This is a genomic window from Pseudomonas sp. MYb118 (genome assembly GCF_040947875.1).
In the GTDB taxonomy this organism is placed as follows: Bacteria; Pseudomonadota; Gammaproteobacteria; order Pseudomonadales; family Pseudomonadaceae; genus Aquipseudomonas.
In genome coordinates this window covers 2,792,834-2,815,553 of the sequence record NZ_JBFRXN010000002.1, presented here as the reverse complement: position 1 = coordinate 2,815,553, position 22,720 = coordinate 2,792,834, and the positions used below count along the sequence as shown (strand labels likewise).

Annotated in this window: 21 protein-coding genes and 1 pseudogene; 9 read left to right on the top strand and 13 right to left on the bottom strand. The window is 61.9% G+C overall.

Going from position 1 to position 22,720, the window contains the following annotated elements; genetic code table 11:
- Nucleotides 1–53 precede the first annotated feature (53 nt).
- From ABVN20_RS18670 to ABVN20_RS18660, 3 genes are all read left to right on the top strand, one after another.
- Nucleotides 54–1,973, top strand: a complete 1,920-nt coding sequence (locus ABVN20_RS18670) for an alkaline phosphatase D family protein (protein ID WP_368557177.1) — start codon at nucleotides 54–56, stop codon at nucleotides 1,971–1,973.
- A gap of 544 nt (nucleotides 1,974–2,517) precedes the next feature.
- A complete protein-coding gene (locus ABVN20_RS18665) occupies nucleotides 2,518–2,772 on the top strand; it encodes a type II toxin-antitoxin system prevent-host-death family antitoxin (RefSeq protein ID WP_134096615.1) in 255 nt (84 codons plus the stop codon).
- Nucleotides 2,769–3,023 (top strand): Txe/YoeB family addiction module toxin, encoded by a 255-nt coding sequence (locus tag ABVN20_RS18660; protein WP_368557176.1) that lies wholly within the window; start codon nucleotides 2,769–2,771, stop codon nucleotides 3,021–3,023. Before ABVN20_RS18665 ends, ABVN20_RS18660 begins: the two co-directional genes overlap by 4 nt.
- A gap of 3 nt (nucleotides 3,024–3,026) precedes the next feature.
- Here ABVN20_RS18660 and ABVN20_RS18655 read toward each other — a convergent pair whose 3' ends face one another.
- Entirely contained in the window at nucleotides 3,027–4,202 is a 1,176-nt protein-coding gene (locus ABVN20_RS18655; protein WP_368557175.1) for an aspartate aminotransferase family protein, read from the bottom strand.
- Between the two features lie 102 nt (nucleotides 4,203–4,304).
- Between ABVN20_RS18655 and ABVN20_RS18650 the strand changes: the two are divergent.
- A pseudogene (locus ABVN20_RS18650) lies at nucleotides 4,305–5,210 on the top strand (LysR family transcriptional regulator).
- A gap of 64 nt (nucleotides 5,211–5,274) precedes the next feature.
- Nucleotides 5,275–6,288, top strand: a complete 1,014-nt coding sequence (locus ABVN20_RS18645; RefSeq protein ID WP_368557174.1) for a diguanylate cyclase — start codon at nucleotides 5,275–5,277, stop codon at nucleotides 6,286–6,288.
- Between the two features lie 9 nt (nucleotides 6,289–6,297).
- Here the strand turns inward: ABVN20_RS18645 and msrA are convergent, their stop codons facing one another.
- The 3 genes from msrA to msrB are packed head-to-tail and all read right to left on the bottom strand — an operon-like array spanning nucleotide 6,298 to nucleotide 9,361.
- Complete coding sequence (gene msrA / locus ABVN20_RS18640) at nucleotides 6,298–7,005, bottom strand: peptide-methionine (S)-S-oxide reductase MsrA (RefSeq protein ID WP_368557173.1); 708 nt, start codon at nucleotides 7,003–7,005, stop codon at nucleotides 6,298–6,300.
- A gap of 31 nt (nucleotides 7,006–7,036) precedes the next feature.
- Complete coding sequence (locus ABVN20_RS18635) at nucleotides 7,037–8,812, bottom strand: cytochrome c biogenesis protein DipZ (RefSeq protein ID WP_368557172.1); 1,776 nt, start codon at nucleotides 8,810–8,812, stop codon at nucleotides 7,037–7,039.
- A gap of 36 nt (nucleotides 8,813–8,848) precedes the next feature.
- Nucleotides 8,849–9,361: a peptide-methionine (R)-S-oxide reductase MsrB gene (msrB, locus tag ABVN20_RS18630; RefSeq protein ID WP_368557171.1), complete on the bottom strand. Its 513-nt coding sequence runs from the start codon at nucleotides 9,359–9,361 to the stop codon at nucleotides 8,849–8,851.
- A 151-nt stretch (nucleotides 9,362–9,512) separates the two neighbouring features.
- Between msrB and ABVN20_RS18625 the strand changes: the two genes are divergently transcribed.
- The 4 genes from ABVN20_RS18625 to ABVN20_RS18610 all read left to right on the top strand — a co-directional run bounded on the left by ABVN20_RS18625 (nucleotide 9,513) and on the right by ABVN20_RS18610 (nucleotide 14,495).
- On the top strand, nucleotides 9,513–10,229 hold the full coding sequence (locus ABVN20_RS18625; protein ID WP_368557170.1) for a response regulator transcription factor: 717 nt from the start codon (nucleotides 9,513–9,515) through the stop codon (nucleotides 10,227–10,229).
- Complete coding sequence (locus ABVN20_RS18620; RefSeq protein ID WP_368557169.1) at nucleotides 10,226–11,740, top strand: ATP-binding protein; 1,515 nt, start codon at nucleotides 10,226–10,228, stop codon at nucleotides 11,738–11,740. Before ABVN20_RS18625 ends, ABVN20_RS18620 begins: the two co-directional genes overlap by 4 nt.
- Nucleotides 11,741–12,149: 409 nt before the next feature.
- Nucleotides 12,150–12,854, top strand: a complete 705-nt coding sequence (locus ABVN20_RS18615; RefSeq protein ID WP_368557168.1) for a hypothetical protein — start codon at nucleotides 12,150–12,152, stop codon at nucleotides 12,852–12,854.
- Nucleotides 12,855–13,067: 213 nt separating this feature from the next.
- Nucleotides 13,068–14,495: a PLP-dependent aminotransferase family protein gene (locus ABVN20_RS18610; protein WP_368557167.1), complete on the top strand. Its 1,428-nt coding sequence runs from the start codon at nucleotides 13,068–13,070 to the stop codon at nucleotides 14,493–14,495.
- Between the two features lie 108 nt (nucleotides 14,496–14,603).
- Here ABVN20_RS18610 and ABVN20_RS18605 read toward each other — a convergent pair whose 3' ends face one another.
- The 9 genes from ABVN20_RS18605 to ABVN20_RS18565 all read right to left on the bottom strand — a co-directional run bounded on the left by ABVN20_RS18605 (nucleotide 14,604) and on the right by ABVN20_RS18565 (nucleotide 22,715).
- Nucleotides 14,604–15,407 carry an N-acyl homoserine lactonase family protein gene (locus ABVN20_RS18605; RefSeq protein ID WP_368557166.1) on the bottom strand — a complete coding sequence of 268 codons (804 nt, stop codon included), beginning with the start codon at nucleotides 15,405–15,407 and terminating at the stop codon, nucleotides 14,604–14,606.
- A gap of 13 nt (nucleotides 15,408–15,420) precedes the next feature.
- Nucleotides 15,421–16,380 carry a diiron oxygenase gene (locus tag ABVN20_RS18600; RefSeq protein ID WP_368557165.1) on the bottom strand — a complete coding sequence of 320 codons (960 nt, stop codon included), beginning with the start codon at nucleotides 16,378–16,380 and terminating at the stop codon, nucleotides 15,421–15,423.
- Between the two features lie 67 nt (nucleotides 16,381–16,447).
- Nucleotides 16,448–17,206 carry a TauD/TfdA family dioxygenase gene (locus ABVN20_RS18595; RefSeq protein ID WP_368557164.1) on the bottom strand — a complete coding sequence of 253 codons (759 nt, stop codon included), beginning with the start codon at nucleotides 17,204–17,206 and terminating at the stop codon, nucleotides 16,448–16,450.
- A 21-nt stretch (nucleotides 17,207–17,227) separates the two neighbouring features.
- Nucleotides 17,228–18,100 carry a branched-chain amino acid aminotransferase gene (locus ABVN20_RS18590; RefSeq protein ID WP_368557163.1) on the bottom strand — a complete coding sequence of 291 codons (873 nt, stop codon included), beginning with the start codon at nucleotides 18,098–18,100 and terminating at the stop codon, nucleotides 17,228–17,230.
- 24 nt (nucleotides 18,101–18,124) lie between these two features.
- Complete coding sequence (locus ABVN20_RS18585; protein ID WP_368557162.1) at nucleotides 18,125–19,465, bottom strand: KamA family radical SAM protein; 1,341 nt, start codon at nucleotides 19,463–19,465, stop codon at nucleotides 18,125–18,127.
- A 32-nt stretch (nucleotides 19,466–19,497) separates the two neighbouring features.
- Nucleotides 19,498–20,145 carry a glutathione transferase gene (gene yfcF, locus ABVN20_RS18580; protein WP_368557161.1) on the bottom strand — a complete coding sequence of 216 codons (648 nt, stop codon included), beginning with the start codon at nucleotides 20,143–20,145 and terminating at the stop codon, nucleotides 19,498–19,500.
- A gap of 189 nt (nucleotides 20,146–20,334) precedes the next feature.
- Nucleotides 20,335–20,802 carry a cupin domain-containing protein gene (locus ABVN20_RS18575; RefSeq protein WP_368557160.1) on the bottom strand — a complete coding sequence of 156 codons (468 nt, stop codon included), beginning with the start codon at nucleotides 20,800–20,802 and terminating at the stop codon, nucleotides 20,335–20,337.
- Nucleotides 20,803–20,884: 82 nt separating this feature from the next.
- Complete coding sequence (locus ABVN20_RS18570) at nucleotides 20,885–21,379, bottom strand: RidA family protein (protein WP_368557727.1); 495 nt, start codon at nucleotides 21,377–21,379, stop codon at nucleotides 20,885–20,887.
- Nucleotides 21,380–21,434: 55 nt separating this feature from the next.
- Nucleotides 21,435–22,715 carry an acetyl-CoA carboxylase biotin carboxylase subunit family protein gene (locus tag ABVN20_RS18565; protein ID WP_368557159.1) on the bottom strand — a complete coding sequence of 427 codons (1,281 nt, stop codon included), beginning with the start codon at nucleotides 22,713–22,715 and terminating at the stop codon, nucleotides 21,435–21,437.
- Nucleotides 22,716–22,720 lie beyond the last annotated feature (5 nt).

Genomic DNA, 22,720 nt, shown 5'->3' with positions numbered 1-22,720 from the left:
TCCACGCTCTGCGTTATCATCGGCCACCCGAGCGCCAAGAGTCTTGAACCCGGATGTCTGTATCTCTGCCATTACCTGACGACTGCCCACCCCTGCCAGCGGTTCTCGCCGGGCCCATGCTGCGCCGGCTGGAGCCTGCGCGGCTGGTGATGTGGCTTGTAGGAAGTCGGCCGTTGTCGCTGACGCTGCGGCTACAGGGCGTTGGCGATATTGCCCTGGATGCCGGGCAATGCACGGTGGTCGCGGTGGGGCGCCATGCCCACGTGCATTTGATTGATGTGCCGCTGGACAACGCCCTGCCCTGCGACACGCTGATCGAGTACGACCTGCTGATCGACGGCGCCGGCATCGCCGAATGGGCGCCGCATCTGTTGTACGGCGAGGCGACAAGCGCGAATTTTGTCCTGCGCTCGCGCGTCGATCAGTTGCTGCATGGTTCCTGCCGCAAGCCGCACCATCCGACCGTGGATGGTCTGCTCTGCGTGGACGGTTTGCTGGCGACGGCACATGAACCGACGCAACGCCCGGCGCTGCTGATGATGAGTGGCGACCAGGTGTATGCCGACGACGTGGCCGGGCCGATGCTGCGGGCCATTCATGCCTTGATCGAGCGACTCGGCCTGTTCGGCGAGCACCTCGACGGCGCGGTGGTCAGTGACAGCGCCAGGCTTTACGAGCACCCGGCCAGCTATTACCACCGTGCAGATTTGTTACCGGCGCTGCGCAGCAACGAAACCCTGCGCGAGCGATTTTTCGGTGGTACACGTAAGCCGATTTTCACCAGCAGCAGTGCCGACAACCATCTGGTGACGTTCGCCGAGGTCATGGCCATGTACCTGCTGGTCTGGTCGCCGACACCCTGGACGCTGATCGCGCCGAAACCGCCGAAACTGATCCCTGAACGCCGCGAGCGTTATGCCCTGGAGCAGACGCGCATCGACGCGTTCAAGGCCGGTCTGGGCGGTGTCGCCCGGGCCTTCGCCCATGTGCCGTGCCTGATGATCTTCGACGATCACGACATCACCGATGACTGGAACCTGTCTGCGCAATGGGAGGAAACGGCCTACGGCCATCCGTTCTCCAAGCGCATCATCGGCAACGCGCTGATTGCCTACATGCTGTGCCAGGGCTGGGGTAACAACCCGGATGCCTTCACTGCCTTGCTGGAGAAGGCCGACGGCTTCAGTGCCACCGGCGAGGATGGCTACCTCGACAGCCCGGTGCAAGACGCCTTGATCGACGAGTTGCTCAAGTTCCAGCACTGGCATTACGTGCTGCCCACCACCCCGGCCCTGGTGGTGCTCGACACCCGCACGCGGCGCTGGCGCAGCGAGATGACACTCAAGCAACCCTCCGGCCTGCTGGACTGGGAAGCCTTGTGTGAGCTGCAACAGGAACTGCTCGATCACCCGTCGGCGATCATCGTTTCGCCGGCGCCGATCTTCGGTGTGAAGCTGATCGAGACCGTGCAGCGGGTGTTCAGCTGGCTGGGTTACCCGCTGCTGGTGGATGCGGAAAACTGGATGGCCCATCGCGGCGCAGCGCAGGTGATCCTGAACATTTTCCGACACTCGCGCACGCCCGGTAACTACGTGGTGCTGTCCGGCGACGTGCATTATTCCTTCGTCTACGAAGTGTTTATCCGCCACCGCAAGGGCGGCCCGAGGATCTGGCAGATCACCAGCAGCGGCATCAAGAACGAATTCCCGCCCGCCTTGCTGGAATGGTTCGACCGCCTCAACCGCTGGCTCTACAGCCCGCGGTCACCGCTGAACTGGCTGACCAAACGCCGGCGTATGCGCATCGTGCCGCACGTCCCGGAACACGCCGAAGCCGGCGAACGCCTGTGGAACTCGGCGGGCATCGGCCAGGTGTTCTTCAACGAACAGGGGCAACCGCAGGAGATCTACCAGCACAACGCCAACGGCACGCCGAAAACCCGGATGATCCCCCCAAACCCCGAGGACCTGTAGGAGCGAGCTTGCTCGCGATGGCGGCAGAACATCCAACATCGAAGTCGGCTGACCTGGCCCCATCGCGAGCATGCTCGCTCCTACAGTGTTTTACGTCGACCATGGGATTTGTGAAACACCGCCAAACCTTTGTGGGAGCGGGCTTGCTCGCGAAAGCGGCAGAACATTCAACATCCAAGTCGGCTGACCTGGCCCCATCGCGAGCAAGCTCGCTCCTACAGGGTTCTGCGTCGACCATGGGATCTGCAAACAACCACCAACCCCTTGTGGGAGCGAGCCTGCTCGCGATAACGGCAGAACATCCAAAATCGAAGTTGACCGACCTGGCCCCATCGCGAGCAGGCTCGCTCCCACAGTTATCCCTGTTGTTTGCTTGATCACGCTCAGATCCGGACTACATCAGTCACAGAAACGTCTCGAATCGGCTTGAGCAATACTTCAAGGTGAACGCAGATACGTCATCTGCGAAACACCACTGGTAGGTATCGCCTTGTCAACCTGTACTCATTTCTGTACGTTCTTTGCATCAAGCGAGGACGACAACATGCAAACCATTAACTACACCACTGCACGCGCGCACCTTGCCGAAACCATGGATCGGGTAAACGAAGACCGAGCGCCATTGCTGGTGACGCGCCAGAAAGGCGAGCCGGTCGTGATGATGTCCCTGGCGGAATACAACGCCCTTGAAGAGACAGCGTATCTCCTGCGCTCACCGGCCAACGCTGAGCGTCTGATCAAGTCGATCGGCAACCTGCGAGCAGGGAAAACCAAAACCAGACAACTTATCGAAGAATGAATATCGAATTCACTCCTGAAGGTTGGGAAGACTATTTGTGGTTCCAACAAAACGATAAGGCGGGGTTAAAGCGCATCAATCTGTTGATCAAATCCATTCAACGCGAACCGTTCGATGGCCTCGGAAAGCCAGAACCGCTCAAACACAACTTGAGCGGTTTCTGGTCACGTCGGATTACGGCAGAGCACCGATTGGTCTACGCCGTCGAAGGCGGTGAAATCTGCATCCTCATGTGCAGATACCATTACTGACCTTCAACCCTCCCGCACCACCCGCCCCACCCCTCTGACAATCATCTCCACCTCACGCTCATCAATCGTCAGCGGCGGCAGCAGGCGGATGGTCTTGCCGCGGGTCACGTTGATCAGCAGGCCGTGGTCCCGGGCGGCGATCAGGGCCAGGTCGCGGATGGGTTGCTTGAGTTCGATGCCAATCATCAGGCCGCGACCGCGAATCGCCAGGACGTTGGCCGCGTCGGCCAGTTCAATGCGCAATTTTTCCAGCAGGCGTTCGCCCTGCACCTTGGCGTTTTCCCGCAGACCTTGTTCTTCGATGATGTCCAGCACGGTGCAACCCACCCGGCAGGCCAGCGGGTTGCCGCCGAAGGTGCTGCCGTGGCTGCCGGGGGTGAACAGCTCGGCGGCCCGCCCCCGGGCCAGGCAGGCGCCGATGGGGACGCCGTTGCCGAGGCCCTTGGCCAGGGTCATTACGTCCGGGACGATGCCTTCATGTTGAAAAGCGAACCACTGGCCGGTACGGCCGATGCCGGTCTGGATTTCGTCGAGCATCAGTAGCCAGCCGTGCCGGTTGCAGCGCTCACGCAGGCCCTGGAGATAACCGGGCGGTGCCGGCTGTACGCCGCTTTCGCCCTGGATCGGCTCCATCAGGATCGCCGCAATGCGTGGCCCCTCGGCCTTTTGCACGTTATCCAGCGCCTTGAGGTCGCCGAACGGCACTTTGATGAAATCCCCCGGCAATGTGTTGTAACCCAGCCGCACCGCCGGGCCGTCGCTGGCCGACAGGGTGCCGAGCGTACGGCCATGGAAGGCGTTCTCCATGACCACCACCAACGGCTGCTCAATACCTTTGTGCCAGCCATGCAGGCGCGCCAGTTTCAGCGCGGTCTCGTTGGCTTCGGCACCGGAATTGTTGAAGAACGCACGCTCCATGCCCGCCAACTGCGTCAGTTTCTGCGCCAACTGCTGCTGCCAGTCGATGCTGTAGAGGTTGGAGGTGTGCAACAACAAGCCGGCCTGCTCGCTGATGGCGGAAACGATTTTCGGGTGGGAGTGCCCGACATTGGTCACCGCCACGCCCGCCACTGCGTCCAGGTACTCTCGACCCGCCTGATCCCACAAGCGTGTGCCCAGCCCTTTGCTGAAGCTCAAGGCCAGTGGTTGGTACGTGCTCATCAGGCAGGTGGCGGTCATGACATCAGGCTCCATCAAGGTCGGTGTTTTTGCCAGTATGGTTAGCCACCTGAACTGGATAAACTCTGTAAAACTTCATTCATTTAAAAGCTGGGCTTGATAATGGATCTGTTCCAGGCAATGACCGTTTACGTCAAAGTGGTGGAAACCGGCAGCATGACCGCCGCCGCCTTTCAGTGTGAAATGTCCACCACCATGGTCGGCAACCACCTGCGCGCGCTGGAGCAACGCCTCGGTGTGCGCCTGCTCAACCGTACGACACGGCGCCAACGGCTGACGGAATTTGGCACCGCGTACTATCAGCGTTGCCTGGAAGTCCTGGGGTTGGTGGCCGACTCCGAGCGCCTGGCCGAGCAGGCGCTGGACGAGCCCAGCGGCACCCTGCGCATTACCGCGCCGCTGACATTCGGTACGGAAAAACTGGCGCCGGCCCTCAGCGAGTTCACCCTGCTCTGCCCACGGGTCAAGCTCGATGTGGTGCTGACCAATCGCCGCCCGGACCTGTTGGAAAACGGTTTCGATGTGGCGTTTCGCCCTGGGCTACACGGAACAGACCAACCTGATCGCCCGCCCATTGATCGACTACCCGCTGACCATGTGCGCCTCACCGTGCTATCTGGCACGGCGTGGCAATCCGCAAACCCCGCAAGAGCTGCAACAGCATGACTGCCTGTCCTTCGCCTACCCGGCCGGCGACGACTGGCACTCGGTGGAAAAACAATGGCGCCTGAGCGGCCCCGATGGCGAGGTGGCCGTCGCGGTCAACGGGCCGATGCTGATCAACAGTTCCGCCGGCCTGCATCAGGCTGCGCGCACCGGCATGGGCATCGTGATGCTGCCCGACGCCCTGGTGGAACAGGACCTGCTGGACGGCAAGCTGGTGGCGCTGATGCCCGACTTCTGCCACCCAGCCGGCCCATGAGCCTGATGTACGCGCAAGATCGTTACCGATTGCCGAAATTACGCAGTTTCGTCGACTTCGCCATGGGGATGTGGGGCAAGCACTAGCCGGCTGAATACGCCATCGACTACTCTGCGGGCACGCGGATCACTTTCGTCAGGGGGAACGTTGATGGATGGGGCGTCGGAAATTGAATCGCTGAAGTTCAATCTGTCGGATTTGAACGAAGACATGCTGCACACCATCATGGAGTTGGTGAGCGACGGCATCTGGGACTGGAACGCCAATACCGGCTTTGTCTACCGCAACCCCGGCTGGTACGAGATGCTCGGTTACGCGCCACATTCCCTGGAAAACACCGTGCTGACCTGGGAAAGCGTGATGCACCCTGACGACTACTCGCGGGTGATGGCGCTGTTCGACGCCTATCTGGAACAACGCTCGGACGGTTACCAAGCCGAGTACCGTTGCCGCACCAAGGACGGCAGCTATATCTGGATCGAAGACCGCGGCTACGTGATTGCGCGCAATGACGATGGTTCGGTTGCACGCATGGTTGGCGCGCATCGCAGCATCGAAGACAAAAAGCGTCTGGTCGAAGCCCTGGAGCGACGCAACGAATCCCTCGAAGCCATCGTCGAAGCGCGCACCCAGGAACTGTCACGCGTCAACGAGCAGTTGCAGGCCCAGCTTGAGGAAAACCGCAAGCTGGCGCAAACCGATGAACTGACCGCCACCGCCAACCGCCACTTGCTGAGCACCGCGCTGCCCCAGGAATGTGAGCGCGCCCAACGCTTCCGCCAGCCGCTGTCGCTGATCGCCATGGACATCGACGACTTCAAGCCGATCAACGACCACTACGGCCACGCCCTCGGTGATGCGGCGCTGGTGCGGGTGGTCGAAAAGGTCAAACAATGCGTGCGCGAAGGCGACCTGCTGGTGCGCTGGGGTGGGGACGAATTCATCATGATCCTGCCGAACACGACCCTGGCCGATGCCAGGGCCCTTGCCGAAACCATTCGTCATAATCTGGCCGACCTGCCCCCGGTGGGCGACTTCCAGCTGACCCTCAGCTTTGGCGTGGTCCAGCGCTTCGACGAAGAGCAGCAGACCGGCCTGCTGGCCAGGGCCGATCAGGCCCTGTATCGCTCCAAGGTGGCCGGCAAGAATGTCATTTCCGGTTGAACTCTCCCGTCAGAGCCCCGCCTTCACCAGCACCGGTTTTTCCTGATAGTGCTGTGGATACAGCTGCTTCAACTGCGCCACCTTCGGTAGATCGTTGATCACGATGTAGGGATAGGTCGGGTGCTCGGTCAGAAAATCCTGGTGTTCCTCTTCCGCCGGATAAAAACCGTTGTAGCTTTCCAGCCGGGTGACGATCGGTTGCTCGAAGGATTTCGCCGCACTCAGTTGCGCGATATAGGCCTCGCTGACACGCTGTTGCTCGCTGCCCTGCACGAAGATCGCCGAGCGGTATTGCGTGCCATGGTCCGGTCCCTGGCGGTTGAGTTCGGTCGGGTTATGCGCCACGGAAAAGTAGATTTGCAGCAGGGTGCCGTAGCTCACTTGCGTGGGATCGAAGGTGACCTGGACTGACTCCGCATGGCCGGTATCGCCCTCGCTGACCCGCTCGTATTGCGCGGTGCTGGCCGCCCCGCCGGCATAACCGGACACCGCGCTTTTCACGCCTTTCACATGCTGAAATACGCCTTGCACACCCCAGAAGCAGCCACCGGCGAAAACCGCCGTTTCGCTGTGGGCCTGGGTGTTTTCATCGAGGGCCGGTGGCGGCAGCAACACGCCCTCTTCCGCCCCGCCCAGGGAGAAGGCCGAACATTGCCCGATGACGCCAGCAGCGGCCAGGCCCAACAGGGTACGGCGCCAGGTGAACAGAGTTTTCATGGGTAGCACTCCTGAAAAATTGAAGGGGCTGTCAACCGAAGGTGAAGGCGTAAGCCGATGCACCGGGGTCGAGAAACTCGATACTGAACGTGCGGTCCTGCACGCTGCCGTTCTGGCGCACCAGTTGATACAGGCGCTGCTCGGTCACGGTGCCGCTGCCGTCGGGTGCCACGTCCATGCCATGGTCGTTTTCCGGGGCCTTGCCATCAATCAGCACCTTGAAGCGCACCGGTTTGCCGTCCGCCCCTGGGCCCAGCACCAGGTGCAGGTCACGCGCATGGAAGCGGTAGACGATGCGACTGGCCGGCCCACTGGCCGTGGCCTGCTCGGCACCGACCCGCCACTGGCCGCCCAGGCTCCACTCATTGAGCGCCAGTTTGGTCGGTGCCTGATAGGTCGAGACCTTGTCCGGGACCATGCCCACAGGCGGTACGAAATTTTCCGCGCGGTCGTAGCCGACATAGGTCTCGGGCGACTGCACTTCCTGGTTGTCCGGGGCCATTTGCACACCGTCGGCCTTGGCGCTGATCAGCCCGTTCGACACGTTGCTGGCACCGGCCTCGCGCAGCAGTTGCTGGATGACCTGCTCCGATTCGGCGTACTCGCCTTCGCCGAAGTGGTGGTAGCGAATGCGCCCCTGGGCATCGGCAAAATAGTGCGCCGGCCAGTATTCGTTGTTGAAGGCGCGCCAGATGCTGAAATCGTTATCGATGGCCACCGGGTACTGGATACCCAGGTCCTTCATGGCCTTGGTGACGTTGTCGACGTTGCGCTCGAAGGCGAACTCGGGCGCATGCACGCCGATCACCACCAGCCCCTGGTCGCGGTACTTTTCGGCCCAGGCCTTCACGTAAGGCAGCGAGCGCAGGCAGTTGATGCAGGAGTAGGTCCAGAAGTCCACCAGCACCACCTTGCCCTTGAGCGCCTGGGCATCCAGTGGCGGCGAGTTGAGCCACTGCACCGCACCGTCCAGCGACGGCAGGTTGCCTTCGACCGGCAAAGTGCTGGCGCCGGTGTCCGCCGCCTTCATCGCGCCAGCGGCTGAGGTTTTTTGCGCCATCATCGCCGAGCTGTTACGCGGTGATTTGCCCGCCAGACGCTCTACCAGTGCCTGTTCGATGCCACCCGTCGATGCAGTGGAGACCCGCGCCAGCAGGCCGGTGTCGAGCCCCAGGGCGATGGCCGCCACACCGGCCAGAATCGCCGCACCGAGCCCGCGACGCAGCCATTCGCCGGCACCGATCGAGCGTTTCATCGCGGCGAATACCTTGCCACCCAGCAGCAATGCCACGGCGAGCGAGGTCGCCGCACCGGCGGCATAAGCCAGCAACAGCAAGGTGGTGGCGACGCTCGCGCCCTGCAAGGCAGCCCCCGTCAGCAGCAGGCCCAGAATCGGCCCGGCGCACGGCGCCCACAACAGGCCGGTGGCCACACCGATCAGAAACGACGCACCGGGACGCGGCTGCGCATCAGCCCCGGCAGCCTCGGACAAACGGCTCCCGGCTGCCACCAGTGGTCGGGTCAGCCGTTCGGCCAGTTGCGGCAGCAACAGCGTCAGGCCGAACAGCGCCACGAACACCAGCGCCAGCCAGCGCCCGTACTGGTTGAGCTGCACCACCCAGCCCCCGCCCACCGCCGCCAGGGTGGCGACGAAGGCGAAGGTCAGGGCCATGCCTGCCAACAGCGGCAAGCCACTCTTGACGAACGGCTGGCCGGTGCGGGCGAAGACGAAGGGCAGGACCGGCAGGATGCACGGGCTGACGATGGTCAGCACACCACCGAGATAAGCGAGAACCAGAAGCCACATGGTGTTTACCTGAAAAGTGAAGTCAAAGGCCTTGGGTCAGACCGGTTGGAAGGTCATCGCCAGGCCATTCATGCAGTAACGCAGGCCGGTGGGTTTCGGCCCGTCATCGAAGACGTGCCCCAAATGCCCACCGCAACGCCGGCAGTGCACCTCCTCGCGCAACATGCCGAAGGTGCGGTCCTGGCGAGTGGCAACGGCCTTGTCCAGCGGCGCCCAGAAACTCGGCCAGCCGGTGTGGCTTTCGAACTTGGTCGCCGAGGAGAACAGCGCCAGCTCACAACCGGCACAGGCGAAGGTGCCCTCGCGATGCTCGTCGTTGAGGGCACTGCTGTAGGCCCGTTCGGTGCCCTCTTCGCGCAGGATCTCGTACTGCTCGGCACTGAGTTTCGAGCGCCATTCGCTGTCGCTGTGGGTCACCTCGAACACCTCCTCGGCATTGGCCTCGCTGAGCAGTGCGCTGGTCGTGGCAAATTTTGGCAATACACCCGCCACCACCGCTGCAACCCCCAGCCCACCGCCCGCGAGAAGAAAATGTCGTCGTGAAAACATGGCCGCCTCCAACAATCCAAAGTGCCTTTCGTGGAACACAGCCTAGGCTTGGGTTGATCGCCAAATCCTCACGAGAAGTTAAATAATTCGTGATAACTCTGGCGTTGGAAAACCCGCACAATGTGCCCATTGCGTCGAAGGATTGAACTGGATGGAACAGACCAAACGCGTTCTCGTGGTCGAGGACGACCTGCATATCGCCGACCTTATCTGCCTGCACCTGCGTGACGAGCAATTCGAGGTGGTGCACTGCGCCGATGGCAACGAAGGTATGCGACTGCTGCAGCAAGGAAGCTGGGACGCATTGATTCTCGATTTGATGCTGCCGGGAGTCGACGGCCTGGAAATCTGCCGGCGCGCCCGCGCCATGGCGCGCTACACACCGATCATCATCACCAGCGCACGCTCCAGCGAAGTGCACCGGATTCTCGGGCTGGAGCTCGGCGCCGACGACTACCTGGCCAAACCCTTTTCCATGCTCGAGCTGGTGGCCCGGGTCAAGGCCCTGCTGCGCCGGGTCGAGGCCATGGCGCGCAACCTGAAGATGGACGCCGGCAGCCTGATCCTGGATGGGCTCGGCATCGACCCGATCACCCGCGAAGTCACCCTCGACGGGCGGCGCCTGGACCTCACGCCCCGGGAGTTCGACCTGCTGTTTTTCTTCGCCCGCCAACCCGGCAAGGTGTTCTCGCGCATGGACCTGCTCAATGCCGTGTGGGGCTACAGCCACGAAGGCTACGAACACACGGTCAACACCCACATCAACCGCCTGCGCGCCAAGATCGAGGCCGACCCGGCAGACCCGGTGCGCATCCTCACGGTATGGGGGCGCGGCTACAAATTCGCCGCACCGGAGGAACAGCCATGAGGCTGACCCTGACGCAGCGTCTGTCGCTGGTGTTCGCCGCTCTGTTGCTGGTGTGCTGCGGCACGTCGGCGTGGATGCAGGTGCGCTCCAACCAGATGCACGAGCAGGAAGTGGTGCAGGGCCTATCGCGCGACCTGGCCCAGCACATCGCCCGTGACACCGTGCTGATGGACACCCAGGGCCTGATGCCCAATGCCGTGCGCGATCTGTTCAGCAAGCTGATGCTGGTCAACCCGAGTGTCGAGGTGTACCTGCTCGACACCGAGGGCAAGATTGTCGGCAGTGCGGCCCCTGAAGGGCGGATTCACCGTGACCGTGTCGACCTCGCGCCGGTCCAGCGCCTGCTCAGGGGCGATGCCCTGCCGATCCTCGGTGACGACCCGCGCAGCCTCGACGCCCACAAGGTGTTCAGCGCGGCGCCGCTGAAGGTCAATGGCCAGCCTGCCGGTTACCTGTACGTGGTGCTGCTGGGCGAAGACCACGACCGCCTGGCCCAACGCGGTGCAACCAGTGCGGCGCTCGATACCGCATTGCTGTCCATCGCCCTGGTGGCGCTGCTTTGCCTGATTGCCGGTCTCACCGCGTTTGCATTGATCACCCGGCCCTTGCGGCGCCTGACCGAGACAGTCAGCCAATTCGACATCGACGGCGTCCCGACGGCGCCCGTGGTGGCTCCGGCGGAAAAAATCGCCAGCCATGACGAAATCGCCATCCTCGATGCGACGTTTCGGCAGATGCAGGCGCGGCTCAGCGACCAATGGCGTTCGTTGACTCGCCAGGATCAGGAGCGTCGCGAGCTGGTGGCGAACATTTCCCATGACTTGCGCACGCCGCTGGCGTCGATGCACGGTTACCTGGAGACCCTGTCGCTCAAGGACGCAACGTTATCGGCCGACGAGCGGCGGCGTTATCTGGGCATCGCCCTGGATCAGAGTCGCAAGGTGGGTGGACTGGCACAGTCGCTGCTGGAACTGGTGCGCCTGGAGCATGGTTTTGTGCAGCCGGTGCTGGAGCGTTTCTCCCTGACCGACCTGGTGCAGGATATTTTCCAGAAGTTCGAGCTCACCGCCGAGGCGCGCCAGGTCGAACTCAAGGCCAGCTTCGCCCCCAGCGTGGCGGCAGCCTGCGCGGACCTGGGCTTGATCGAACGGGTGCTGACCAACCTGTTCGACAACGCCCTGCGCCATACGCCGCCAGGAGGGGAAATCGAGCTGAGCCTGCGGCCACAGGGGGCGTTCGTCGAAGTGACCGTCAGCGATACCGGCCCCGGCATCGCCCCGCAATTGCGCGAAGGCCTGTTCCTGCGCCCGTTCAACATCGGCGGCGCACGCCGCGATGGCGGGCTGGGGCTGCGGATCGTGCACCGGATCCTGCAATTGCATGGCCGGGATATCCAGTTGGTCGAGCTGCCAGGGCGCGGCGCGACCTTTCGCTTCAGCCTGCCGGTGGATCAACAGACTGCGGAACAGTGGGCGGTGCGCTCGATGAACCTCAATTCGCCGCAACTATAAGACCCTGTCGCTCCTGCTGGCTCGCGTTATCGTTCACGACCATCGCGAGCAGGCTCGCTCCCACAGGAAACGCGATCCACTGTAGGAGCGAGCTTGCTCGCGATGGACTCAAGTACACCGCGGGGTGTCAGGTTTCCAGCGTTATCGTTGACGACCATCGCGAGCGTGCTCGCTCCTACAGGAGAACGCGATCCACTGTAGGAGCGAGCTTGCTCGCGATGGACTTGAGGCCACCGCGGGGTGTCAGGTTTTCCGCGTTATCGTTGACGACCATCGCGACGGTTCGACGTTTCGACAAGCTCGCTCCTACAGGGTGACAACCCCGCCTCTGTCCAATAGGCTAGTCGGCCGGAAAAAGCCCCCGCGCTTTCTCGTCTCTATTCAAGCTGAAAAAAGTAGTGAAATTTCAATGTCCGATTCCAATACCGCTGAATCCGTAGTCACCCTGTCGTCCAAAGCGGAATACGAAAACTCCATCAATCTTTCACAACATGTGTCCCAGGCCAAAACCATCAGCGAGATGGTGCTGGACGCTTTCCAGTCCACCCGGGAAAGCGAGCAGATCCGCGAGCTGCGTGCCGCGATCCGCCAGGCGCATGACCGCTTTGATGACGATACCGCCTACGAACTGATGGGCCAGCTCAAGCAGCTCAAGGACGCCGAAGCCGCCGACACCGCGGCGCTGGAAGACCTGAGCAGCCGGTTCCCGATCAGTCGCATCCTGTCCAGCTTCAAGGACGACCCGGCCTTCCAGGAAATCGTCTACGGCCTGGCGCTGAAAGTGCTGAACCAGACCCATCAGGCCATCAGCAATCCTGGCGGTGGCAAGGGCAAGGCCGCCCGCGCCAAGAAAGAAGCCGAAGTGTTCACCATCAGCAAGGATGGCGTGAGCGTCACCCTGCCGCTGCGCACGCCGCGTTCGCGCCTGAGCGTTGACCGTGAAGCGCTGGAGTTCCTGGGTTTTGCCTTCGTTGGCGAAGGCGATGAAGCGGAGCTGGAAAGCGAGACCTTCCTGGACAATGCCGGTACCGAACAGGCGGTCAATCGCAAGAACATCATCACCGCGCTTCAACAGCAGACAGCCTTCGACGGCTACAGCATCGCCGCGCAATAACAACCCCGCGACACCGTCGCTACCGGCCTGAAAGCCCCGCCCTAGAGCGGGGCTTTTTATTGCCCGCGATTCCTGCCAAAGCCCGATTAATCTCACAGTATCGACACATGTTTAAACACTTCCCTTCACCCCTGAGCACCACGGGTCCGCCTGCGGGGAACATCGACTTTCTTTCCAGCCCAAGACTTCAGTGGTGCAATTGCTGAGGTCATCATGCACACGCTTCCCCTGTACCGTCAGTTGGCCAACCACTACCTCGACGCGATCCGCAGCGGTACCTTGAAAACCGGTGAACGTTTCCCCTCGATCAGGCTGATGATGGAGAAACACGCGGTCAGCCTGTCCACCGCCGTGCAGGTTTGTCGCGAGCTCGAGGACTGCGGCGTCCTTGAAGCCCGACCGCGCTCCGGCAACTACATTCGCCTGCCCGACACTGCGCCCAAACCGGTTCCCCTCACTCCCCCGCCCTTCGACACCAGCGTCTACCTCGGCCTTCACCCTCCCATTTCCTCGGTACTCACGGCCGGACAACGCGCGGCGATCCGGGTCAACCTGGCCAGTGCCTACTGCGCACCGTCGCTCTACCCGTTGAAGACCCTGCAAGATCACATGGCCAAGGCTTTGCGCCGGGACGCGCATTTGCTCGATGCCGAAGGCTCGACAAACGGCTGCCTGGCGTTGCGCAACCTGCTGGCTCGCCGGGCACTGGCGGCCAAGACGCAACTGCCGGCAGAAAAAATCGTCATCACCCACGGCGCCACCGAAGCCCTGACGCTGGCGCTGCGTGCGGTCACTCAACCGGGCGACACCGTGGCCGTGGAATCCCCGACCTTCTACGGGCTCCTGCAGATTCTCGAAAGCCTGCACCTGCGTACCCGGGAAGTGCCGGCGACGGCCCAGGCCGGCATCAACCTGCTGGCCCTCGAGCAACTGCTGCAAGGCCCGGAAGCCATCCAGGCGCTGATCGTCATGCCCAACCTGCAAAATCCGCTGGGCAGCATCATGCCGGATGCCAACAAGGCCCGACTGGTGCAACTGTGCGCCGAACACGGCACGGTGCTGATCGAAGACGACACCTATGGGGATCTGGTGGACATCGAACAGCCGCTGTCCACGCTCAAACATTGGGACCTCAGCGACAACGTGATCCATTGCGCATCGCTGAACAAAACCCTGGCACCGGGCATACGCCTGGGCTGGATCAGTGCTGGGAAATGGCACGAGCGCGTGGCGATGCTCAAACATGCCCAGTCCAGGGGCTGCGAAGTGATGTCGCAAATGGCGGTGAGCGAGTTCATGAAAACCCCGTCCTACGAACGTTACCTGCGCCGTTTGAGGAAAACCCTGACACACCAACGCCAGCAGATGAGTGAGTCGATCACCCGCTACTTCCCGGTGGGTACCAGCGTCAGCGAGCCTCGGGGCGGGACGTTGTTGTGGGTGGAACTGCCGCCCCATTGTTCGTCGATACGGTTGTTCCATGAGGCGCTGCAGGTGGGCATCCAGATTTCGCCTGGGGATATCTTTTCCAACAGCCCGCGCTTCAATCATTTTGTGCGGATCGGCTGCGGGATGCCGTATTCGCCGAAGATTGATGAGGCGCTGGCGAGGTTGGGGGGGTTGCTTAAGGCGCAGGTCTAACACCTTACCCTGTAGGAGCGAGCTTGCTCGCGATGCGGTGTGTCAGATACAAATGCGTCGGCTGACACTCCGCATCGCGAGCAAGCTCGCTCCTACAGCGGTTGGGAGCTACGACGCAGGGGGTTGGTGCAGGCAGATAATGTGCGGATCATCGTTCCAATGCGGGAAACGCTCGGCGATCAGCGGGTCGTGGCCGGGGATGACGTGGTCCGGGCCGTCGGCGAGTTCATTGATCAGGCTGAAGGCTTCCAGCGTCTGCGCCAGGTCATCGAGGATCGGGAACGGGCTGCGCTCGCGGATGTTGGCCCACAGGTGCGCAGCATCCGAGGCCAGGACGATCCACCCGCGCGCCGTGTGGACCCGCACCACCTGGCTGCCCGGTGTATGGCCGCCCACCGGGTGCAAGGTCACGCCCGGCGCCACTTCGACCGCGCCGCCGTGCAAACGCAGGCGCCCTTCGAACAGCGGTGGCAGCGCCGACATCACGTCCTCGACCTCGTAGGTTTTGTTCACCGTGCGATGGGCCATTTTCGGGCCGGTGCAGAAGCGCAGTTCGGCTTCCTGCAAATGCACCGTGGCACGGGGGAACAAGCCCAGGTTGCCGGCATGGTCCCAGTGCAGATGGGTGAGGATCAGGTTCTCGACCCGTGCGGGATCAACGTCCAGCTGGCGCAGGGATTGTTCCGGCAAGCAGTACATCTGGCGGTTGCGCCGGTCGGCTGTGGCCGGTTGAAAACAGGTGTCGACCACGATGACCTGCTGCTCGTGGCGAATCACCCAGAAGTAATAATCCAGCGGCATCGACGCGTTCGGATCGCCGCAACAGGCGTCGTAGAGAAAGTTCTCCCGCGCCGTGCGCTGGGCATTGGCGCCCACACGGATGGCAAATACTTCGTACGCAGGAACGGACATGTTCATCTCCTGATCAGGCCACGGCAGCCGGTTTGAGGGTCGGGCGGAAGTCGAAGTCGATCTGCTCGCTGATGCCCAGGTCTTCGGCCAGTCGATGCAAGCCGCTGTAGTCGCGCATGATCGTCGCGTTGCGGTTGCTCTCGCGGGTGTCGGCAATGATCACCGCTGCGTCCTCGACCCCGAGCTGGGTCAGAATGGCTTCCCACATCGAGTAGTCCTGGGCCACGAATGCGCTCAGCGCTACCGACAAGGTCTGTGTGAAAAACGCCCGGCGCTCCGGCGACATGCCGGCGTACATCACTTTCGCCACCTCCGCGAGCACCTTGCTGTGGGCATATTCATCACGGTTGTGCAGTTCGGCGACCCGACGGTTCTGTGGCTGGATGGTCTGGTCGTCGGCCAGCAGGTCCAGGTAGGCATTGACGCTGATCTCGGCCACCACCGCGAAGGTGATCGCCGCCAGGTCACGCTGCCACTGTTGCGCCAGGGTTTCCTGCAAGGCGATCAGGCGCAGGTAGGTGACGGAGGGCGGTAGGTCCAGGTCCTGATCGAGGGCGCGATCTTCGCGGGTGCGCTCGATGGCACGCAGGTGCATCAACGTGTGGTAGTGCTCGTCGATCAGCGTCTGCTGCATCGCCTCGCGAAAATGCCAGTGGTCCTTGCCCAGGTACTGGTTGGCAATGACGCTCAGGGCCGGGTTCACCACATGTTCTTCGGCGGTCACCGTGCGCAGGTTGTAGCCGATCCAGCCCCAGGTCACGACGCTGCTTTTCAGCTCGGCGTCCAGGGCCTGGAATTTCGGGTGATGGAAAAACGGCACCATGCACTCCGGGTAATCCGGGCGTGCCGGGTCGAATGTTTCGTTGACCTGGGCCTTGTCCGGCGAGCACACCGTAGCCCGTTTAGTCCAGGCCTGGTTGAGGCGTACCACCAGTTGATGATCGACCTTGGCGATCTCGATTGCTGTTTGCATGACGCGATACCTGTAGGACGCGTACCCGCCGAGGGGTACGCGCAAGGGAAAAGGAAAGACGAATGAATCAGGCCAGCCAGTAGCGGGTCAGGTTGCGTCCGGGATCGGTGTAGCGGCTGCGGGCGTGGATCATTCGCCAGTTATCCCAGATCAACAGGCAGCCGTCGGGGATCAACACCGGCGTGTTGTGCTCGACGAACCAGGCTTCGCCCAGGGTGGCGAAGCGGGCCAGCGGCGAGTTGCTGTTGGCCACCTTCGATTGCTGCAGGTCCGCCTCGGAAGGGTTCACATCACCGTAGTGAAACTGGTTGTAGCTGAAGCGGAAAATATCCCCGTCTTCCGTAGGCGTGAGGATGTATTCCTTGACCCGCGTCTGTGCCGCCTCCCCGGGCTTGGCGGTGGCCACGAACTCCACGGGGTTTTCCTCGAGCCATTCGCGCAAGTCAGGTTCGGTGCGTCCCAGATGAGCGAGGAACTCGATACCGTCCACCAGCCCGGTATGCCCGCCACCGCAGGTGGCCTGTTGATGACAATGCAAGGCCAGGTAACGCGGCGGCGGCCCGTAGACCGGCGCTTCGGTGTGTGGGCCAATGCCGTTCATGCTCTGGGAATAGGGCAAGGCTTCGTAGCCCGGCTTGCGGGTGATGGGGTAAGCGGTTTGCCCGTTGAACTGCGGAATGATTCGGCCGAAGGCCTGCAAAGTGCCGACGACGTCGTAGGCAAATTCGCCGGCGGTCAGCACCGTCCAGCCACGCGAGGCCAATTCCTCATGGCGATGGCCGAGCGAAACGTAAGGAGTAGACGCAACAATCCCTTGATCTGACATGGTGGTGTTCCTGGTGGTTTATCAGGCGTTAACGGTTTGGGTGTAAGCGGCAATGAAGTCGCGGCAGGCGTTACCCGGTCGATAGCCGTGCTGGTCGATGCTCTGCACGGGGGTGATTTCGGCGGCGGTGCCGGTCAGAAAACACTCCTCGAAATCGCCAAGCTCGGTGGGCAGGATCGTGCGTTCGACCACTTGGTAATCCAGTGCCTGGGCCAGTTCGATGACGGTCTGGCGGGTGATGCCATCGAGAAAGCAATCGGGCGTGGGCGTATACAGCGTGCGGCCGTTGGCGAAGAACACGTTGGCGCTGGTGGCCTCGGCGACATGGCCGCGCCAGTCGAGCATCAGCGCATCGTGATAGCCGTGATTTTCCGCGTCGTGCTTGCTCAGCGTGGCGATCTGGTAATGCCCTGAGGCCTTGGCCTGGAACGGGCTGGTGTCCGGTGGCGGGCGCCGCCATGCGGCCGTTTTCAGGCGAATGCCGGCCATGCGCGCCGCCGGGTCGAAGTAGCTCGGCCATTGCCAGCAGGCGATCGCCACATGCACGCGGTTGAAGCGCGCCGAGGTGGAGATCATCTCACTGCCACGCCACGCCACCGGTCGCAGGTAACCGTCGACCACGTTGTTGCGTTGCAGCAGTTCGCGGCTGGCCGCCTCCAGCTCGGCCCGCTCGAAGGGAATGACGAAATCCATCAGTTGCGCCGAGCGATACAGCCGCTCGCTGTGTTCGCGCAACTTGAACACCTTGCCGCCGTAGACCCGCTCCCCCTCGTACACGGTGCTGGCGTAATGCAGACCGTGGGTCAGCACGTGCAGCCGGGCCTGGGACCACTCGACGAACTCGCCGTCGAGCCAGATGAAACCTTGCCGCTGATCGAAGCCGATACTGCTCATGTCCTTATCTCCAGATGAATCGTCCTACGCCGTTTCGAGCAGGACCGGTATCAATTCAGGCGCGTTCGCCGGCGGCAGTTGAAAGAAGAACGACGCTTCGCCAAATGCCGGCCGCAGCTGATCGAACCAGGTGGCATGCGGGTCGAAGCGCGCATAGAAGGTGCGCAACACCCATTGCGGATCACGGGCCTGGAGGAACTGCAGGACGAAGACCTTTTCCCCGGCGACCACCTCGATGCCGTTGATCAGCACCTTGCCGTAGAACGTGCTCATCGACGGCCCGCGCACCGTGCGCGCCAACCCGGACACGCTGCGATAAGCCGCCTGGAAGATCTCGAAAGCCCGCGCCAGCGGCATCGCGAAGTAGTGACTCGGCCCGGTGTCGCGCTCGACGAACAGGTAATACGGAACCGCCCCGAGCCGCACGCCCTCGGTCCACAGCGCCGCCCAGTCGGCGGGATCTTCGTTGATGTGGCGGATCACCGGCGCCTGTATGCGCAGGGTCGCGCCGGTCGAGCGAATGCGTTCGATGGCCTGGCGAGCGACGGCCTGGCGGATCTCCACCGGGTGGTTGTAGTGGCCCATGATCGACAGGTGCTTGCCGGCCGCGACAATCCGCTCGAACAGCTCCAGCAACTGCGGCGCATCCTTGTCGCTGACAAATCGTTGCGGCCAGTACGCCACCGATTTGGTGCCGATACGGATGCTCTTGAGGTGTGGTAGCGCCAGCAGCGGCTCGATGTACCCCGCCAAGGAACGGGTGTTCATGATCATCGGATCGCCGCCGGTGATCAGCACGTCGGTGACCTCGGTGTGCACCCGCAGGTAATTCACCAGTTCCTGGGATTCCCGAGCGTTGAACTTGAGTTCTTCCTCACCGATGAACTGCGCCCAGCGGAAACAGAAAGTGCAGTAGGCGTGACACGTCTGACCGGCACCGGGGAAAAACAGCACGGTCTCTCGGTACTTGTGCTGCAAGCCTGGCAGCACTTTTCCGTCGAGGATGGCGGCGTTGTGCGTCAGCTGCCCGGCCGGGTGCGGGTTCATGCGCAGCCAGATCGCCTCGATGCGCCGCTTGATGGCGACGGCATCATCCGAGTCGATCAACTGCTTGAGCGACGCGTACTCCTCTTCCAGCAACATGTCCTTGTGCGGGAAGGTCAGGCGAAAAATCGGGTCGTTCGGGATGTTGTCCCAGTCGATCAGGTGGCCCAGCACGTATTCATTGGTGCGAAACGGCATGACCCGCGCCACCACGTTCATGGCCTCCTGCAACGCGGGTGTCAGTTTCTGCCAGTACGGCGTGTCGCGAATGGTGCGTGAGTTGTAGGGTTTGTAACGTTCCTGCTCCGACAGTCCTTGCATGGCAGCGCTCCTGGTGTAAAAGCCTCACGGAATCAAGGTGCAATGGCGGGCGCGATGCGCTCCAGGTCCATCCACGCCCGGACACTGTCGCGATCCCACTGCCCACGCACGTACTTCACCAGGCGCTCAGGCACCGGATCGCCATTGGCCACCAGGCGGTTGAGCATGATTGCCAGGTCGGTGTCGGCGATGCTCCAGTCGCCGAACAGGTTTTCGGCGCCCTCCTCGAGCAGGTGCTCGGCAACGAAGAACAACCTGGCCACCGCAGCCTGGGCTTCGTCGGACAGCGCCGTGTTCTTTTTGCCGAAGTAGATGAGGTCCGCCGGGCGCTCTTTACGAATCACCAGCAGATCACTGCGCAACCAGGCCTGGAGTTGACGGGCGCGGGCGCGTTGCTGGATGCCCAGGGGGAACAGATGCGGATGCCCCGGCGCTAGGTCTTCCAGGTATTCGGCGATGGCCGAAGATTCCGACAGGGCAAAACCTTCATGGACCAGCGTGGGAATTTTGCAAGTCAGCGAAACATCGCGATATGCACTTTGATAATTTTCACGCGCTTTCAAATCCAGTGTGACAAGTTTAAAAGAAAGTTGCTTTTCCTTTAACGCCACAAATGCCGACATGGCAAAAGCACTGACAAAGTCAGCACCGACATACAATTCAATCCTGGTACTTTCCATAGAACGCTCCCTTGCATCAACACAATAATCCGTTGCATTAGAAGCGATCGTATTTAGATGATTAAACGCTGAACAGATACAGAAATTATCTGTTTATACGGATACAGAAAACTGCCACCGGAAACAAAAAGGGAGTCGGCACAATGCGGACTCCCTGGGGGGGCGGGGGTAACGTCGGGTGGGGTGAAATCAGGCGATGGCGTCGGCTGGACCGGCGAGTTGGGCGATCTGCGGCATGTTGCTCATGTTGAGCATGGCCAGCGGCTCTGTGGCGCTGGTGTTGATGAAACCGTGTCGCGTCCAGGCCGGCACCAGCAGCACGTCACCGGGGCTGACGCTGACTTCATCGGCCTCGCCCAAGGTCAAGGCGCCTGTGCCGGACTGGATGATGAACAGATGCCACCAGCAATGGGCATGGCCATTGAGCGTCGTACCGGGCTTCAACCACTGCATCGACACCGCCATGCCGGGCGTCAGCTTGCAGCCTTCGACAGTGTTGTCACGAGCCAGCGAGACGATATCGACCTCGCTGGCATCGAGACTGTGGCGCAGGTCCGACAGCTCGTTGTGCTTCCATACTTGAGCATTGGCCGGTGGATTGCCCAGGCTCTGACGAAAATCCTTATATGAAAAATACCCGCCCTTGAAGTTATTCATCTGTAAACACCGACCTGTCGTCCAATCAAGTAACAAAACATTAGACAAACAATGGTTCAGTGTAAAGCCAGATAAATAACTCTTATAAGACCGAAGGCCGCAGCGCCACAATCATGTCAACTTCGACGGCCGCATTTTTTGGCAACTGATATACACCGACCGTGGTGCGGGTATGTTTTCCGGCATCGCCCAGTACATGACTGAAGACGTCCGAGGCGCCGTTGGCGACTTCACTGAGGTCAACAAAGTCTGCGGTGCACTTCACGTAGACCGTGATGCGGATCAGCGATTTGATCTTGTCCAGCGAGCCGATGGCATCGACGATCAGCGCCAGGCCGCGCATGGCACTGATACTGGCTGCGGCCTGGGCGTCCGCCATGTCGAGCTCCAGCCCCACCCGGCCCGGATACTGGATCCTGCCGTTGGTGCGCGGCACCAGGCCGCTGATGTACAGCTCATCGTGATGCCTGACCAGCGGCGCGTAGTGCCCGCCAACGGTGTTCTCACCGTAAATGTCGTAGTCGAGCTCCTTTGCCAGGGCAATGAAGCGTTCATCGCAAGACATCTTTTTCTGCACAATCATTTAACCCGATCCCCTTGACCCACAAACCTTGAAAAACGTTCTCAATGGCTCAGCCCACGGCTCTCGCCGGTGCTGCCAGAGCGGTGACTTCGACACGGGACTCGATGGCCTCGGCGAGGCGCAGCAAGTTGTCGCTGAGTGCCGTGTAGTGTTCGTTGAACAGCACGATGTGGCCGATGAACGAGGTGTTGTCCTTGACCAGCGCCGTGACCGAATCACTGAGGCGTTTGCTGTACACCGCCTCGACCAGTTCGATGTTCAGCTCCCGGGCCAGCGCTTCGATGTCCGGCACCGCGCGCAATAAACCACCCGACGGCGCCCGCAGCAGGCGGATGCCGCAGTAACCCCGCGCCACCGGATCGTGGGGCTCGACCGACCCCTCCACGGCCCATCTGACCCAGCGCTCCCAGGGGTCGAAATCGACGAAGGCCAGCCGCGCCAGGTCCCAGATGTGCATGCCACCGGGGCGCATGTTGGTTTCCACCGCCGAGGTCAGGCCGTCGCTGCGCAGGAAGACCTCGTTGTGATAGGCGCCGTTGTCCAGTGACACCAGCCCGGCCATATGCTGGCCGGCAGACGCCAGTCGTGCCTGAACGTCAGCGGCCAGCGGTGCTGGCACCACTTGCTGGATTTCGGCGCGATAAGCGCCCTCGGTGGTGGTTTTCTCGGTCACCCAGGTGCTGCCGGCGACGTAGTCCCAACTGTATTCGCGGGCGTTCTGGATCAACTCCTCGAGTACGATGCCGCCCTCGCGGTACGGCTTGAGCGCCTGCCAGGCCTCATCGCATTCGGACGGATGGTGGATGACCCGGCAACCGCGGCTCGCCCCTTCGCAGGCCGGTTTGATGAAGGCCCTTCCGCCCAGTTCGACCACCCGCTGACGCAGTTCGCCAAGGCTCTCGATCCGCGCGGAGAACACCGGGCGATAGTCCGGCGGCGCACTGTCGGCGCTGGCTTCCAGTTTGCGAAAAATCTGTTTATCCAGGCCCGCTCGCGCTTGGCCCGGGCTGATCCCTGGCAGGCCGAAGTGTGTCGCCAGCGCGGCACCCAGCAACACGCCACGGTCGGAAAACGGCAACACGCCGATCAGTTTCCACTGATCGACACTGAGGCAGCCGGCCACCAGATCGACAGAGTCGGCAATGTCCTCCACGGCCATCGACGCCGTGCAGACGTGGTCCGCCACCTGGTCGTCATCGACCTGGATCTGTTCGACCACCAGGATCAGCCGGGCGTTATAGAGTGCCTTGCAAAGGTCGCGCAGCTTGCGGATATCGTGCACCCGGTTGCCGTTGTACCCGACCACTACTACGCATGACGTCGTACTCATGAAAC